Source organism: Luteibacter sp. UNCMF366Tsu5.1 (assembly GCF_900119235.1).
Classification (GTDB): domain Bacteria; phylum Pseudomonadota; class Gammaproteobacteria; order Xanthomonadales; family Rhodanobacteraceae; genus Luteibacter; species Luteibacter flocculans.
The window spans coordinates 1,347,104-1,363,454 of record NZ_FPIS01000001.1 but is presented as its reverse complement, the minus strand read 5'-3'; the positions used below and the strand labels follow the sequence as shown (position 1 = coordinate 1,363,454).

Below are 16,351 nucleotides of genomic sequence, written 5' to 3'. Positions count from 1 at the left end.
GACTCCCTCCTTGACTCCCGAACAGCTCCCCACCGTGTACGGACTGCGTGCGTCCGGCAACTGCTACAAGCTGCAACTGCTGCTGGATATGCTAGGTCGTCCCTATCGCTGGATCGAGACCGACAGCACGCGCGGCGCCACACGCACGCCCGAATTTCTTGCCCTGAATCCGAATGGCAAGGTACCCCTGCTGGTGCTTCCCGACGGGCGACGGCTCGCCGAATCCAACGCGATCCTGTGTTATCTCGCCGACGGCACGCCCTACCTGCCGGCCGATGCGTGGGAACGCGCACGCACCCTGCAATGGATGTTCTTCGAGCAGTACAGCCACGAACCCTATGTGGCGGTGGCGCGGTTTGTCCGCCGCTGGCTGCCCGAAGATCATCCGCGCCAAGCCGAGATCCCACGGCTCATCGAAGGCGGTGAACATGCGCTGCGCGTGATGGAAGGCCATCTTGCGCAGGAACCCTGGTTCAGCGGCGGCGCGTTCGGTATCGCCGACATCGCCTTGTTCGCGTACACGCATTGCGCCGCCGATGGCGGCTTCGAACTTTCCCGCTGGCCTCACGTGCTTGCCTGGCTGGATCGCGTTCGCGCGCAGCCTGGCTTCACGCCGATGGCCGCCTGACCTTCTCCTTCCGAGTCTCCCATGTCCGTCCCGCAACCCATCGCCGCCCGTCACAAGGGCTTCAACCGCGCCGAGATCGTCGATCGCAATTTCGTGGAGTTCGTGCAGTCGTGGCAGGGGCACGCCGCTGCTGCGCCGCGTGACGACGAGCCCGTGCTGCCCGGCAGCGCACTGGACGCGCGCGGTTTCCGCGAGCTGTTCGAATCGCAGTTGATCAGCCGCCACCTCGACCTGATGGCGCGCGTGCTGCGCGTGCAGAACAAGGTGTTCTACACGATCGGTTCGTCGGGTCACGAGGGTAACGCCATGGTGGCGCGGCTCACTCGCCACACCGACCCGGCGTTTCTGCATTACCGCAGTGGCGGTTTCATGGCCGAGCGCTTCCGCAAGCTGCCCGGCATGGACCCCGTGATGGATTCCGCGCTGTCGTTCGCCGCCAGCAGCGAGGATCCGGCGTCCGGTGGCCGGCACAAGGTGTGGGGCAGCAAGCCGCTGTGGGTGCTGCCGCAGACGTCTACCATCGCCTCGCATCTGCCCAAGGCGCTCGGAACGGCCGTCGCCATCGAACAGGCCCGTCGCATCGGTCATGCGTTGCCGATACCCGACGACGCCATTGCCATCTGCTCGTTCGGCGATGCATCGTCGAACCACGCCACGGCGCAAACCGCGTTCAACGCCGCCGCCTGGACGGCGTACCAGAAGCTGCCGGCCCCGGTGCTCTTCGTCTGCGAGGACAACGGCATCGGCATCTCGGTGAAGACGCCAAGCGGCTGGGTGGCGAACAATTTCCGTCATCGCGCCGACCTCGATTATTTCTATGCCGATGGCCTCGATCTCGCCGCGGGCTACGGTGCGGTGGAACGCGCGGTGACGCATTGCCGAACGACCCGCCGGCCCACCTTCCTGCACCTGGGCACTACGCGGATCATGGGCCACGCAGGCACCGACTTCGAGATCGAATGGCGCTCCGTGGAAGAGCTGGTAACGCTGGAGGCCACCGATCCGTTGCTGCGCAGCGCGGACATCGCGCTCGCCTCCGGCTTGTACGATCGCCAGTCGCTGCTCGATCTGTATGAAGCCATCCGCAAGCGCTGTTTCGATGCCGCGGACGAAGCGGATCGTCGCCCGAAGCTGGGCGCGCTCGACGAGGTGATGGCGCCGCTGGCGCCGTATACGCCGGATGCCGTGCGCGCTGAAGCGGAGCGCACCGCCGATGCCGCCGAGCGCGAACGCGTCTTCGGCGGTGCCGACAAGCTGCCGGAGAACCAGCCGCCGCGGCATCTCGCGATCCAGATCGGTCAGGCATTGCACGACCTGATGGCGAAGTATCCGGAAAGCCTGCTGTTCGGCGAGGACGTCGCGCAGAAGGGTGGCGTGTACACGGTGACGAAGGGGTTGCACAAAGCGTTCCGTAACGCGCGGGTGTTCAACACTTTGCTGGACGAGACGATGATTCTCGGCCTCGCGCAGGGCTACGCCAACATGGGCATGCTGCCGCTGCCGGAGATCCAGTATCTGGCCTACTTCCATAATGCCTGCGATCAAATTCGCGGCGAGGCGGCGTCGCTGCAATTCTTCTCCAACGGCCAGTATCGCAATCCGATGCTGATGCGCGTCGCCTCGCTGGGTTACCAGCGTGGCTTCGGCGGGCATTTCCACAACGACAATTCCATCGCGGCGCTGCGTGACATTCCGGGTCTCGTCGTCGGTTGTCCGAGCCGGGGCGACGACGCCGCGACCATGCTGCGTACGCTCGCCGCGCTGGCGAAGGTCGACGGTCGCGTCACTGCGTTCCTCGAACCGATCGCGCTGTACATGACCAAGGATCTATACGAGGCGGGCGATGGCCAATGGCAGTTCGCCTATCCCGCGCCGAGTGAATTCATGCCGCTTGGCGAGGGTCGTGTGTATGCGGAAGACGCCGACGATCTGGTGATCTTCACCTTCGGCAACGGCGTGCCGATGAGCCTGCGTGCCGCGCGCCGCATCGAGGCGCAGCAGGGCTGGAAGGTGCGCGTGGTGGACCTGCGCTGGCTGGTGCCGCTCAACGATGCCTTCATCGCCGCGCAGGCCGCGAATGCGAAGCGGATCCTCGTGGTGGACGAGGGGCGCAAGAGTGCGGGCGTGGGCGAGGGCGTCATTACGGCGATCGTGGAAGCCGGCCTGGGGCATCTGCCGCTGCATCGCGTGGTGGGCGCGGATACCTTCACGCCATTGGCCGGTGCGGCGTTCCTGGTCCTGCCGGGCGATGACGACATCGTGGCTGCTGCCACCGCCCTGTAGGAGCCGCCACGGCGGCGAGGCCAAGCTTGCCGGCGGGACCACCCTGTCGGTTGCCACCCTGCCGGTGGGAGCCAGCCTGCTGGCGATGGGGCCTGCCTCACGGCTACACCGCTTCGTTGGCTTATCGCCACCAGGGTGGCTCCCACCGCGCTACTGTTGTGGGAGCCGCCATGGCGGCGAGGGAAAGCTTGCCTTGAGGTTTGGTGATGTAGGGCTGGGCGATGTGGGTTTCGGCGTCATCGCTTCGTTGGCTTCTCGCCGCTGTAGCGGCTCCCACAATGCGCTCCGTTTGCTTCCACCATGGCGGCTCTGCACATGCGCTTCGTCGTTACTGCGCCGCCTTGGCATCTGTCCGGCGCACCAGCACCGGGCCGTGCCCTGCGCACACCGCCCGGTTGCGACCGGACAGCTTGGCCGAGTACATCGCCGTATCGGCGCGCTCGACCAGCGATTGCACGCTGTCCGACGGCGTGCGCATCGCGACGCCGATCGACACGGTGAGCAGCACTTCCGCCGATCCGATGTGCACCTCGAGGCGGTGCACGCGTCGGCACAGGCGAGTAGCGATCTGCATGGCGTTTTCCTTGTCCACGCCTTGCAGCAGCGCCACGAACTCCTCGCCCCCATAGCGCCCGAGCAGGTCGGACGGCCGCAGCTCGTGGCGTAGCGCGGCGGCTACGGCCACGAGAGCACGATCGCCGCTAGCGTGCCCATGCATGTCGTTGAGTTCCTTGAAGTGGTCCAGATCGAAGAACAGCACGGCGACGGGACGCGCCAGCCCTTGTTCGAGCACCGTCTGTGCCGCTTCGGTCCAGGCGCGGCGGTTGAGCAGGCCAGTGAGTGGATCGCTGTCCGCCAGTTCGCGTGCTCGGTCGCGATCGTGGCGGATCGTAAGCGCACGATCGGACAGGCCGATGGAAAGCACGATGGCTTCGAACGCGCCTGCGGCGATCGCGGCGTCAGGCAGCCAGGGGGCGCTGGCAAGCATCCCCTGCTGTTGCGCGCCGCAAAGCGCGGTAAGCACCAGCAACGGCGTCCACCCCACGAGGAAGAACCAGGCGTAGCGCGAACCGCGCGATGCGGCGATGGCGGCGGCTATCACGAACAGCAAGGCACCGAGCAGCACGAGCGGCTGGAGCAGCAGTTGCGCCATGCCGACGAGCAACTCGACGCCGCTCGCGCGCAGCACGATCAGCACGGGCATCACCACGGCAAATCCGAGCACCGGTATCCGCAACAGCGGTACGTACTCGTCTACCTTCGCGAAGCGCAGCATGAACAAGGCGGCGAACGATACCGAGAGTGCGGTGGCCGCCGCACCCAGCGCATCCGCTATGCCTGCGAGCCCCTGCAACTCCAGAGGGTGATAGACGAAGCCGGAGCGTAGCCCCTGGATCAGGGCATAGCAGATCAGGTACGCGGCGTACCAGCCGAAGGTCATGTCGCGCAGGATCAGCGTGAAGCACAGCGCCATCAGCGCCATCGTCATCATCACGGCAAGGCAGCCGGTGGCGAACACCATCCAGCCGCCGTCGTCGCGCAGGTAGTCCGGCCATGACGACAGTTTGATGGTCACCGCGCCCGGCGGTGCCGTACTGGCCTCGAACTTCAGCAGCAGCGGCCGGGATGCCGGAATCGAGGCGGGTATGTTGAAGATGAGCCGCCCGTGTCCGTGCAGGGGCGGCCCGAAGTCATCCAGTGACGTCGTCGCGATCAGCCGGTTCTCGTCGTAGAGGGAGACCGCACCGAGCCCTGGATGCCGCACGCTCAGCACACGCTCGTCGGTGGTCCACGGTGGCAGGGCGCGGACGACGACCCAGGTGCCGGAAGGGGCGTTGGGAAGGATCTGCAGATTTTCGGGATCGAAGGAGGGCAGGGGGCGCGCCGCGGCCTCCCGCAGGATCTCCGCCGGTACGTCGCCCGACCTGGCCTCGCGCCAGTGGGTGGTGATCGTCGTCGCCGCTCCCGCCGCGCCGGCCGCCCACAGACAGCACGCGGCCATCGCCTGAAGAAGGCGAAGAAACCACGGGTGCTGCCGGTTGCAGAAGCTCATTCCGGTTCCTGCGGCTAGCGTGCGCGCCAAGGCGCTCGGCGTGGATCCGGAAGCGTTCGATCGAAAGCCCGTATCCCCTGGAAAAGCGCCTGCATTGTGCCCTGGGCGCGGCGCGTTGTCGCCTTGGCCGTTCGGGCTAATCGACCGGTTGAGCGCCTTGCGGAGCGGTGCTCAACCGGCCGTGGGCGCGGCAATCCCGCCGAAGCGCTCCAGCAACTGGGTCTGGGCATCCCGTACGGGCTGTCCCGCTGCGGGCTGGAGCAGCACGTAGGTGCCGTCGGGCTGCTGCACCCAGGCCGAGTGGTTGTCGCTGAGGTAGACGTCCAGCTCCCGGCGGACGCGCTGGCGCAGCTTCTTGCCCTCGATCGGGAAGCAGGTCTCGACGCGGCGTTCCAGGTTGCGTTCCATGAGGTCGGCACTGGCCAGATAAAGGGCCGGCTCGCCGTCGTTGTGGAACCAGTAGACCCGGCTGTGCTCAAGGAAACGACCCACCACCGAGCGAACCCGGATGTTCTGCGACACACCCGGAATACCGGCGCGCAGGCAGCACATGCCACGGACGATGAGTTCGATCTTCACGCCCGCCTGGCTGGCCCGGTACAGCGCGCGGATCAGTTTCGGGTCGGTGACCGCGTTGACCTTGCAGACAATCTCGGCCTTGCGACCGGCGGCGGCGTGCGTCGCTTCCCGCGCGATGAGATCGAGCAGCCCTTTCTTCAGGGTGAAGGGCGCGTAGAGCATGCGCTTCATCTTCAGCGCCTTGCCCATGCCCGTGAGCAGGCGGAACAGGCGATGCACGTCGTCGCACAGCGCTTCGTCGGACGTGAGCAGGCTGTAGTCGGTATAGAGGCGCGCGTTGCCCGAGTGATAATTGCCGGTACCGAGGTGCGCATAGCTCACCAGCTTGCCGTTCTCCCGGCGCTGCACGAGCATCAGCTTCGCGTGCGTCTTCACGCCCACGACGCCATAGGTGACCACCGCGCCGGCCTGCTGTAGGCGCGAGGCAAGGGTGAGGTTGGATTCCTCGTCGAAGCGCGCGCGAAGTTCGACCACGGCGGTGACTTCCTTGCCCGCCCTCGCGGCCTCTACCAGTGCGTCCACGATCTCGGAATTGGCACCGCTGCGGTAGAGCGTCTGCTTGATCGTGAGCACCTGCGGGTCTTTCGCCGCCTGGCGCAGGAAATCCACCACCGGCGAGAACGATTCGAACGGATGGAGCAGCAGGATGTCCTGCTTGCCGACCACCGAGAACATGTCTTCCGCTTCGGCCAGCGCCTTGGGCAGGGCGGGTACGAAGGCAGGGAACTGCAGGCGCGCATAGGCGGGCTGCAAGGTCATTTCGAACAGACGGGCGAGGTTCACCGGTCCGTTCACTTCGTAAAGCGCGTCCGCCTCGAGGGAATACTGCTTGAGCAGGTAGTCGACCAGCGGCTTCGGGCAGTTGTCCGCCACCTCCAGACGTACCGCGTCGCCGTACCGGCGCGAGAACAGCTCGCCGCGCAAGGTGCGCGCAAGATCCTCGACGTCTTCTGGATCGATGGTGAGGTCGGCGTTGCGGGTGAGACGGAACTGATAGGAACCGAGCACGCGCATGCCGGGAAACAGGTCGTCGGCATGGGCGTGGATGATCGAAGACAGCAGCACGTAGTTGTCGCCACCTTCGCAGACCTCCGCAGGCAAGCGCATGAGGCGCGGGAGAATGCGCGGCGCAGGCACGATGGCCAGGCCGGAGTCGCGACCGAAGGCATCGGTGCCTTCGAGCTGCACGATGAAGTTCAGGCTCTTGTTGACCAGTCGGGGAAAGGGATGCGTCGGGTCCAGGCCGATCGGCGTGACCAGGGGCGCCACTTCGTGGCGGAAATAGCGGCGCACCCAAAGCTTCTGCTTGTGCGTCCACTGGTTGCGGCGGACGATGCGAATGCCCTCCTGCGCCAGCGCGGGCAGGATCTTCTCGTTGAGGATCTGGTACTGGCGTTCGATCTGCCGATGTGCCACTTCGGCGATTTCGGCGAGCACGCGGCGCGGCGGAATGCCGTCGGCGCCGATCACCTCGTGGTCGAACGCGATCTGTTGCTTGAGACCCGCCACGCGGATCTCGAAGAACTCGTCCATGTTCGCCGAGAAGATAAGCAGGAACTTCAGCCGCTCGATCAGCGGCTTGGACTCATCCAGCGCCTGGTCGAGAACGCGAATGTTGAACTGCAACTGCGACAGCTCGCGATGGACGTAGAGGCTGGGATCGTTGAGGTCGACGTCCGGTGTCTCCGCGGGCACCTGCGGCCTGCTGGAGGATTTGGCGGCGGGAATGGCGGATTCGGTGGGTGGCGTCATCGTGTCCAAAAAACATCCTCGTCGCGGGTTGCGACGCCCCGATGGTACGCCGCCCGGCGGGGAGCGTATGACCGTAGCCTTGCAGATGTGTGACAGCCGGTCTGGCGTGGGCGCCACGGCCCGCCAGCTATCGCTTTGATCCCGAATGATATGCGGGGCGGGCTCGGTGAAGCGCCCTTCCGGTTGGCACCGCGCCGTAACAAGTCACGGAACGCGTACCGTGACCTCTGCGACCTGCAAATGGTTCATCACCACGGCGTCCGCGGCACTGAAGCAGTACGCATGGATGGTATGGCCTCGTCGACGCAGCTTCTCGATCATTTCGTGCTCGGTGATACCAGCCAGATTATCGAAGATCGTGTTTTTTCCGCTGCGTGCGACGTGGGCGTAATAAGGGCGTCGTTCCTCTTCCCTGCGAAGGTGATCGTTGTGGAGTGGATACCCACGCTTGTAGTCAGGCCAGTTCATGCCGTCCCGCCGGCCATGTACGCCACTGAGGATATAGACAGGGATAGGGTCAGCGGGGTTGGTCTGGAATTTGGCGATCTCTTTCAGCACAGGATCGATATCGTCGTGCAGCATGGCACTGTCCACGACCCATTGGGTGGATTTGTCGTTGTCGACGCTGAAGGCCTTCCATGCAGGTTTGATGCGAACTCTATCTTGCGGTGCGTGCCCGCGGCTGTGCGGAGGGCTCGTGTTGGGTCTCACGATAGTTACCCGGCCGGCGCGAGGCTGATTCGATGGCAGACTCTTCGCCCGCTGCGACGAAGATGGGATTCGCCCTCTGCGGGCATCCAAACCCGTTCTCAGCAGCCCGAGAGCGTCATGTTTTGTGCTTCCGGCGCCTGCCCCTGTGACCCAGGCCAACCTGGCCTTCGGCGTTGTATCCATCTGCGCCACGACCGTTTGCGCGAATGTTGTGGGTGTCTGCGAGCTCAAGTCGGAGCCTCGAAGCGAAAACTGCGTCTTCAACCACGTCCACCAGGAGCTGCCGCTGGGATCGACGCGGTTGACGGGATCGCCCCCGCAATAGGTGTAGCGATTCAGGCCTCCGTCGCCAAAAGGGCTGGCAGAGTCTGCACTGAGGAATCGGCGTAGGCCGGGAGAGTAAGTGCGACTATCCAGTGCATAGCAACCCGTCTCCTCTTCGACACGGTTGCCAGCAAACGCCGTGAGTGCCTTTCGCGGGACATGGCCAAGGCTGCCGTACGCGTCGTAACGTCGGATTGTTATTGCCATGGTTGGGTTCTCGTCCCTGCTGCGTACCGCTACCTGCCCGGTGGCCTGGGGAGGTCGATGATGATGGAGGAGACCTTCCCGTCAAGTCTGCCGTCTTCCCAATAGTACCGAATGGCGTATTCCGGCTTGGTTTCGGTGACCTCGAAGTACCATACGACGATGCGGGGCGTCGCTTCGCGAAGCGTAACTATGTGTGAATAATCGTCGCTTTCTGCGTAATTGGGGTTGTCGTAGACGTAGACGACGCTGCCCGGCGGAGTGTTCTCGAATGTTACCGATTTCGCCTCATCGTTCTTGCAGATACGCTCCTTCACGAAGAATGGAAGCGTGTTGGTAATGTACGTGCAGATATTGCTCTGTGAGGCGCCGTAGCCTTCGTAGAACCTCACGAAAGCCACGGCCTTCGCCCCTTTACCCAGGCCGGTGTTCGCCTGAGGCCCCGTCCCGGGCACGTTCACGATGAAACAGGACGCCTTGCCCTTGTCTCTGTTGGGATGCGAGTAGTTGATGTCATATCCCTTCTGCGTTTTGCTCTCGTCGAAGGTTTTCACCACGACCGACGGGGCCGACGCGGTGAATGTGATCACCGTGTTGTCTTCGCTATCGCCACAGTCGGGCCGGTCATAGATCCAGAGTGCGGCATCCTGTTTTGCATTTTCGTACCGCAGCGAATGGATCTCGTCGTTGCCACAGCCGCGTTCGGCGAACGTCGACCTCAGTAACGTGCCGTCTTTGACCGGCACGGTGCAGACGACCTTGCCCTGGCCGTCGTTTCCTGCATAGAACACGAGCCTGCCGGTCGTACCGGTGGGCGGGGGCCGCACGCATCCCGCGATCGCGATAACGGCAAGAAGTACGGTTCCGATCCTTGGCATGACGCGCTCCTCAAGAAACCCATAGGTCGATGGACCGTCGCATCCCCTCACCTGCCCGGCGGTGACGGGATGTCGATGATGACGCAAGATACCTTCCCGTCGAGATTGCCATCCTGCCTGTGGTACCGAATGGCGTACGCGTCATCAGGATCGTTGTCTTCGAAGTTCCACACGACGATACGGGGGTTGGCAAACCGGATCGTCGACATGACTGCCCAGTCGTCTCCTTGGTCGCAATTTGGATTGTCGTAGACGTAGACGGTGCTGCCAGCCGGCACGTTCTCGTACTTCAACGACTTTGCTTCATCGTTCTTGCAGGGCTTGCCCTGGTGAAAATAGGGCAAGGTGTTGATGGTGTACGAACAGAAATTGTCCTGCGAGCCGTTATAACCCTCATAGAACCTCACGAACCCCACAGCCTTCGCGCCTTTACCCAAGCCAGTGTTCGCCTGGGGTCCCGTCCCGGGCACGTTCACGATAAAGCAGGATGCCTCGCCCTTGTCTTCGTTGGGATGCGAGTAGGTGATGTCATATCCCTTATGCGTTCCGCTCTCATCGAAGGTTTTCACCAAGGTCGACGGGGCCGACGCGGTGAAGGTGATGACCGCGTTGTCGCTGCTGTCGCCGCAGTTTTGATCGTCGTAGATCCAGAGTGCGGCATCCCGTTTTGCATTTTCGTACCGCAGCGAATGGATCTCGTCGTTGCCGCAGCCGCGTTCGGCGAACGTCGACCTCAGGAACGTGCCGTCTTTGACGGGCACGGTACAGACGACCTTGCCCTGGCCGTCGTTCCCTGCATAGAACACGAGCCTGCCGGTCGTGCCGGTGGGCGGGGTCTGGGGCCGTATGCATCCCGTGATAGCGATGACGGCAAGAAGTACGATTCCGATCCTTGGCATGACACGCTCCTCGCTTCCGTTCGATGTACTTTTCATCGTTGGCGCGGCGACAACCATAGGCCGATCAGCGTAGGGTGCGTCATTTCGGCAATCTGATGCGACTCGCGTCCTGATCGACTGACTATGCGTCACGATGGCGAACGGACCGCAAAGCCACGTCGCTACGGTGCGTAGCAATTAACGCCGACGACGGCCGCTCCCGGTTGCGCAAGTTGCGAATGCATGCCGCCGTTTCACGTCAAGGCGACGGGGCGTCGGGGACGGGTACCGGATGAAGAGAGCGGGAAGTCACGTCGGTGATATTGAGCGCTTGCATGAGCACAAGGTCGGTAGCACCGTAACAGGTAAAGTGAATGCCGACACCTTTGCCGTACTGCATGTGGTTACGCATATCCTTGGCGTTGACATCAGCGTAATTCACCAATGTGACCGACCATCGGAGATCGTTGACTTTCCTTTCGACCGAGTCGAAGAATCGCTGCTCAAGATGTTTCCTTCTGCCATCGGTCTCCCAGACTTTCATGCCCTGGCCACCATGAGCTCCCGCAAACATGGTGATGGGAACACCGGGATGCGCAGCATCGATGTAGTTTTTCAGGGATCGCATGTAGCTCAAATTGACGGGAGTGGTGGCAGCGAACTGAATGCCCCCGTTGTCGTTGGTTCGTTCGAGCCAGTGTGGATATGTGATGCCACGGGCCGCACGGCTTGCGCGCTTCGGGTCGTTGCTGAACGCGCGGGGTCCCGTAATGACATGGATAGTGCGCCTGTCCGGCGTGAATAGTGTGGCCGATAAGGTCTTGCCGACGCGCGGCCACTGCACACCTGGAAAGTCAGTGCCGAAGAGCATGCGAGTCTGTTGACTGCCTGGTCCGCTGACTGGCACGCGGGCATTTCCGTAGCTGCGAACCTCTCCCACGAGCTCGTCCAATGGGGCGCCCCTTCGTATCGCAGTGCGCAATGCAGCCGACTCGGGGCGCAACACGGACGTTGCCGCCAACTTCGGAGTCGTAAATGCGTCGTGACTTCCCGAAGGGCGGCGCACCGTCGTGATCGGCAGTTCGATCCGGTCCATCGTGGAGGCAACCCAGGACCACCAGGAACGGCCGCTGGGGTCGCTCCTGCCGATGGGATCCCCGCCGCAATACGCGTATCTGTTGATGCCGCCGCTGCCGAATGGACTGGTGTCGTCGGGACTCAGGAGGCGACGCATCGCCGGGACGTACACGCGCATTCCAAGCACGTACCAGCCGGTGCCGTCTTCCCGAATCTCGCCGGTGTACGCGGCACGGGCGTGCGCGATGGCGCCGGCCCGGTTGCCATAAGCGTCGTAGATATGTGTTTCGAAGACCACGGTGCGACCTCCCTGTTCGCGTGTTCATGCACGGCTACGCGTCCGCCGGGGTCTGCCGGGACGTATCGCACGCAAGCGCTACAAGCGGTCTGCTCCTTGGGGCCGAGCTCCCACGACCGGCAGGGGTCACGGTAACGGACGCCTTATGAGGCGTCGAGTGGAACCGGCACGCGAAAACGGAATCTCCTGGCAATCCGCCATTCAAACGACCAACGGCTCCGGCTCCAGGATCACGCCGAACTTCGACTGCACGCCTGCGATGACCTTCTGCGCGAAGGCCCACAGCTGTGGCCCGGTGGCCTTGCCGTGGTTCACCAGCACCAGGGCGTGCCGGTTGGACATGCCCGCGTCGCCATCGCGCTCGCCCTTGAAGCCTGCGGCCTCGATGAGCCAGCCGGCAGAGATCTTGGCTGTGCCGCCGGCATGTGGCCAGACCGGCAGGCCGGGGTGCGCCAGCGCGAGTGCTTCCGCCTTCGCCATCGGCACGATGGGGTTCTTGAAAAAGCTGCCGGCGTTGCCGATCACGGCAGGGTCGGGCAGCTTGCGCGAACGCAGGCGGACGACGGCTTCCGCCACGTGATAGGGCGTGGCACGCGCGACGCCCATCTTCTCCACTTCCTCGCGGATGCCTGCGTAATCCAGCGACAGCGGTCTTTCGCGCGGAAGGGCGAACGTCACGGCCACGACGATCCACCGACCCGCCTGCTGCTTGAACGTGGAATCGCGATACGAGAACGCGCAGGCGGCCTTGTCGAGCACCACGAATTCGCCTTTGTGCGTATCCCAGGCTTCGACCGTGTCGATGAACTCCGCGACTTCGACGCCGTACGCGCCGATGTTCTGGATGGGCGACGCACCCACGGTGCCCGGAATGAGGATCAGGTTTTCCAGGCCTGCAAAGCCCTGGCCCAGCGACCAGCGCACGAAGTCGTCCCAACGTTCGCCGGCAGCGACTCGGATCAATACACGATCGTCGCGCTGGAAGGTCTCCACGCCGCGCGTCGCCATGGCGAGTACGGTGCCGTCGTAGTCGCCCTTGATGAGCACGTTGCTGCCTTCGCCCAGCACGAGCACCTTGCCGGCTTTCACGGCAGGGTAGGCCAGCAGTTCGGGAATCTTCGTCGGGTCGCGCACTTCCGCGAGCAGGCGCGCTCGCGCGTCCACCCGCAGCGTATTGCGGCCACCCAGAGCGGCGTCGCTGGCAAGCGTGAAGCCGCCCATGTCTACCGGAGCGTTGTTCATGCGGCCATCCCACGACGACGAATTTCAGAGACCGCTTCGGCGATCAGTGCCGGGCCGCGGTAGACCAACCCGGTGTAGACCTGTACCAGTGAGGCACCCGCGGCCATTTTTTCGGCCGCCGTGTCGCCATCGAGAATGCCGCCTACGCCAACGATCGGTAGTCTGTTTTCAAGACGAGCGCGCATGCCGCGCAGAACCCCGGTGGACTTCGCGAACAGAGGTCGGCCGGAAAGACCGCCGGTCTCGTTCGCGGCCGGATCGCCCGCCACGTCGGCTCGGTCGATGGTGGTATTCGTGCAGATGACGCCGTCGATCCCGGAAGCGAGCAGCACCTCGGCGATGGCGTCGAGTTCGGTCTCGGTGAGATCGGGCGCGATCTTGAGCAGCATCGGTTTGCGTTTGCCATGCTGCGCACCGAGGCGTTCCTGTGCCTCGCGCAGTGTTCCGATGAAGCGGCGCAGCGTTTCCTCTTCCTGCAGGTCGCGCAAGCCTTGAGTGTTCGGCGATGAGATGTTGACGGTGACGTAGCTGGCAAGCGGATACGCACGTTCGAGGCAGATCAGGTAATCGTCGATCGCGCGCTCGTTGGGCGTGTCCTTGTTCTTGCCGATATTGATGCCGAGCACGCCGCGGAATGTGGCTTTTTCAACGTTGCTTACCAGCGCGTCGATACCGTCGTTGTTGAAGCCCAGTCGATTGATGACGGCTTCATGGTGCCGCAGGCGGAACATACGTGGCTTGGGATTGCCGGCCTGTGGCCGCGGCGTGACGGTCCCGATCTCGACGAAGCCGAAGCCCAGCGCGGCGAGGCCGTCGAGGTGGGCGCCGTTCTTGTCCAAACCTGCTGCCAGACCGACCGGGTTAGGGAAGTCGATACCGAACACCCGCACGGGCAGGTCCGCGGGCGGCTTGGCAATGAAGCCCGACAGCCCGCTGCGCTGCGCGACGTCCGAGGCGTAGAGCGTGAGACCGTGCGCGGTCTCCGCGTCCAATGCGAAGAGCAGGGGTCGGATCAGTTCGTACATCAGGCGTGTTCCGGGCGACCCGCAAAGACGCGGGTGTCGTAGTCGAAGTCGATGGTGCCGCCGTCCTGTGTCGCCTCGAACAGGGCATGCAAAGCGCGGAGCATCGGCTCGTGGTTGGGATGGCCCGGCTTGGGTGCGTATGACGATGACATCAAACGACCGCGCAGCGCTTCTTCGTCGAGTTTCTGTCCATGCGGAAACGACGCCATGCCGCGGTAGCCGCGCCCGAACCAGCGGGCCATGCTGTCGTCGTCGGCATAGCGCTCGGCGACACCCACATAGTCCACGCCGTATTCGTGCAGCAAGCGCTCGTAGCCTTCGAGAAACGGTGTACCTACGAGGCGACGCGTGTTCCAGAAGACGGCGACGAGCCCTCGTGGCGAAAGCACGCGCGCAAATTCTGCGCGTACCTTTTCGGTGTCGAACCAGTGGAACGCCTGCCCGGCAATCACGAGATCGACGGAGCCTTCTGGCAGGCCGGTGCCTTCGGCGCTGCCATTCACGGCATGAAAGCGCGCGTCCGCGGCAAGCCATCGTTCTGCGGCTTCGCGCATGGCTGTATTCGGCTCGACGCCGGTCACGCGGTGACCGGCGTCGAGGAACAGCTTGCTGGAGATGCCCGTACCGGCGCCGATGTCCGCGACGGACCAGTCCGCATGGACGCCGAGGCCATACAGCCAATCGACCAGCGCGCGCGGATAGTCCGGACGGTAGCGGACGTAGTCCTCGACGCGATCGGAAAAACGTTCCGTGGAGCGCAGGTCAGTCATGGCATCACCGGGCGGTTCAGAACTCGAACTTGATGCCCTGAGCGAGCGGCAGCGAGTCGGAGTAGTTGATGGTATTGGTCTGGCGGCGCATGTAGACCTTCCACGCGTCCGAACCGGACTCTCGACCGCCGCCGGTTTCCTTCTCGCCACCGAACGCGCCACCGATCTCGGCACCCGACGTGCCGATGTTCACGTTGGCGATGCCGCAGTCCGAACCCGCAGCAGACAGATACTGCTCGGCTGCCTTGAGGTCCTGGGTAAAGATCGCGGACGACAGGCCCTGCGGCACGGCGTTCTGCTCGGCGATCGCTTCGTCGAGCGTGTCGAACGGCATGACGTAGAGGATCGGCGCGAAGGTTTCCGTCTGCACCACGTCATCGCGATTGCGCAGGCCGGTGATGATCGTCGGCAGCACGAAGTTACCCTTGCGATCGGTGAGTGCCTTGCCGCCCGTGCGCACCGTGCCGCCAGCAGCCTTTGCGCGTTCGATGGCGCTCAGGAAACCCTGCACCGCCTCCGGGCTGTTCAGCGGACCCATGAGCGTCGTGGAAAGGGTAGGGTCGCCGATCTTCTGTTCGACCTGGCCGTAGGCCTTGACCAGCGTGTCGACCACGGCGTCGTGCAGCGACGCATGCACGAACAGACGGCGCGTGGTCGTGCAGCGCTGACCCGCCGTACCGACGGCACCGAACACGATGGCGGGGATGGCGAGCTTCAAGTCCGCCGACTTGTCGAGAATGATGGCGTTGTTGCCGCCGAGTTCGAGCAGGCTGCGCCCCATGCGCTTCGCTACACGCTCCCCGACCATGCGGCCGACCTTGGTGGAACCGGTGAAGCTGATCAGCGGAATGCGCTTGTCGTCGACGAAGGTCTGCGCCAGTTCGTTACCCGCATCGTTGAACAGGAAGAAGATGTCCGGGAAACCGCCTTCCTTCAGCGCCTCATTGCAGATCTTCATCGTCGCGATGGCGGAGAGCGGCGTCTTCGGAGACGGCTTCCAGATGCAGATGTCGCCGCAGATGGCAGCCAGGAACGCATTCCAGCTCCACACGGCCACCGGGAAGTTGAACGCGCTGATGATGCCGACGAGGCCAACCGGATGCCACTGTTCGTACATGCGGTGGCCGGGGCGTTCCGAATGCATCGTGTTGCCGTAAAGCATGCGGCTCTGGCCCACGGCGAAATCGGCGATGTCGATCATCTCCTGGACTTCGCCATCGCCTTCCGGCTTGATCTTGCCCATTTCGAGCGCCACCAGCGAACCGAGGGCGTCCTTGTGCTTGCGCAGGGCTTCGCCGCACAGGCGCACCGCTTCGCCGCGGCGCGGCGCGGGGGTGGTGCGCCAGATCGCGAAGGCTTCCTGCGCGCGCTGCACGATGGTCTCGTAATCCGCCGCGCTGGAGGCCTGCACTGTCGCGATGACCTCGCCGGTGGCCGGATTCACAGGCGTGATGGTGCCGGCGTCGTTCGTACCGGCCCACTGGCCGCGGCCGAGGTAGGTACCCGACTCGGTGGCGTTGAGACCGAGCGCTGCGAGGATCTTGGCGGACATGGGAACTCCTTTGACGGACACCCGGGCGGGATGCCGGGGTGCGCGGATAAAACGGCGATTCTAGCAAACACCGCCTTCACGACTCGTTGTGCGGCGC

At 63.9% G+C, this 16,351-nt stretch carries 12 protein-coding genes; 2 read left to right on the top strand and 10 right to left on the bottom strand.

Annotated features, from left to right (window positions below; all coding sequences use genetic code 11):
• The first annotated feature begins 10 nt into the window (after positions 1-10).
• Both BT115_RS06070 and BT115_RS06065 read left to right on the top strand, forming a co-directional pair.
• Positions 11-628, top strand: a complete 618-nt coding sequence (locus tag BT115_RS06070) for a glutathione S-transferase family protein (RefSeq protein ID WP_072321582.1) — start codon at positions 11-13, stop codon at positions 626-628.
• Between the two features lie 21 nt (positions 629-649).
• Positions 650-2,911, top strand: a complete 2,262-nt coding sequence (locus tag BT115_RS06065) for a thiamine pyrophosphate-dependent enzyme (protein ID WP_072321581.1) — start codon at positions 650-652, stop codon at positions 2,909-2,911.
• Positions 2,912-3,239: 328 nt separating this feature from the next.
• Here the strand turns inward: BT115_RS06065 and BT115_RS06060 are convergent, their stop codons facing one another.
• From BT115_RS06060 to BT115_RS06015, 10 genes are all read right to left on the bottom strand, one after another.
• Complete coding sequence (locus tag BT115_RS06060; protein WP_072321580.1) at positions 3,240-4,964, bottom strand: GGDEF domain-containing protein; 1,725 nt, start codon at positions 4,962-4,964, stop codon at positions 3,240-3,242.
• Positions 4,965-5,135: 171 nt separating this feature from the next.
• Positions 5,136-7,295, bottom strand: coding sequence for a polyphosphate kinase 1 (gene ppk1, locus BT115_RS06055; RefSeq protein ID WP_072321579.1), 2,160 nt, complete (start codon positions 7,293-7,295; stop codon positions 5,136-5,138).
• A gap of 204 nt (positions 7,296-7,499) precedes the next feature.
• Positions 7,500-7,877 (bottom strand): hypothetical protein, encoded by a 378-nt coding sequence (locus tag BT115_RS18865; RefSeq protein ID WP_255369357.1) that lies wholly within the window; start codon positions 7,875-7,877, stop codon positions 7,500-7,502.
• Positions 7,878-8,566: 689 nt separating this feature from the next.
• Positions 8,567-9,412: a hypothetical protein gene (locus BT115_RS06045; protein WP_072321577.1), complete on the bottom strand. Its 846-nt coding sequence runs from the start codon at positions 9,410-9,412 to the stop codon at positions 8,567-8,569.
• A 47-nt stretch (positions 9,413-9,459) separates the two neighbouring features.
• The gene (locus BT115_RS06040; protein ID WP_072321576.1) at positions 9,460-10,311 is read right to left on the bottom strand and encodes a hypothetical protein; all 852 of its coding nucleotides are present in this window, start codon (positions 10,309-10,311) and stop codon (positions 9,460-9,462) included.
• A 238-nt stretch (positions 10,312-10,549) separates the two neighbouring features.
• The gene (locus tag BT115_RS06035) at positions 10,550-11,665 is read right to left on the bottom strand and encodes an RHS repeat-associated core domain-containing protein (RefSeq protein ID WP_072321575.1); all 1,116 of its coding nucleotides are present in this window, start codon (positions 11,663-11,665) and stop codon (positions 10,550-10,552) included.
• Between the two features lie 201 nt (positions 11,666-11,866).
• Positions 11,867-12,886 carry a UDP-N-acetylmuramate dehydrogenase gene (gene murB / locus BT115_RS06030; protein ID WP_072321574.1) on the bottom strand — a complete coding sequence of 340 codons (1,020 nt, stop codon included), beginning with the start codon at positions 12,884-12,886 and terminating at the stop codon, positions 11,867-11,869.
• A 17-nt stretch (positions 12,887-12,903) separates the two neighbouring features.
• Positions 12,904-13,932 (bottom strand): quinone-dependent dihydroorotate dehydrogenase, encoded by a 1,029-nt coding sequence (locus BT115_RS06025; protein ID WP_072321573.1) that lies wholly within the window; start codon positions 13,930-13,932, stop codon positions 12,904-12,906.
• Positions 13,932-14,702: a class I SAM-dependent methyltransferase gene (locus BT115_RS06020; RefSeq protein ID WP_072321572.1), complete on the bottom strand. Its 771-nt coding sequence runs from the start codon at positions 14,700-14,702 to the stop codon at positions 13,932-13,934. Before BT115_RS06020 ends, BT115_RS06025 begins: the two co-directional genes overlap by 1 nt.
• Before the next feature lie 16 nt (positions 14,703-14,718).
• Positions 14,719-16,254 (bottom strand): L-piperidine-6-carboxylate dehydrogenase, encoded by a 1,536-nt coding sequence (locus BT115_RS06015; protein WP_072321571.1) that lies wholly within the window; start codon positions 16,252-16,254, stop codon positions 14,719-14,721.
• Positions 16,255-16,351: the final 97 nt, after the last annotated feature.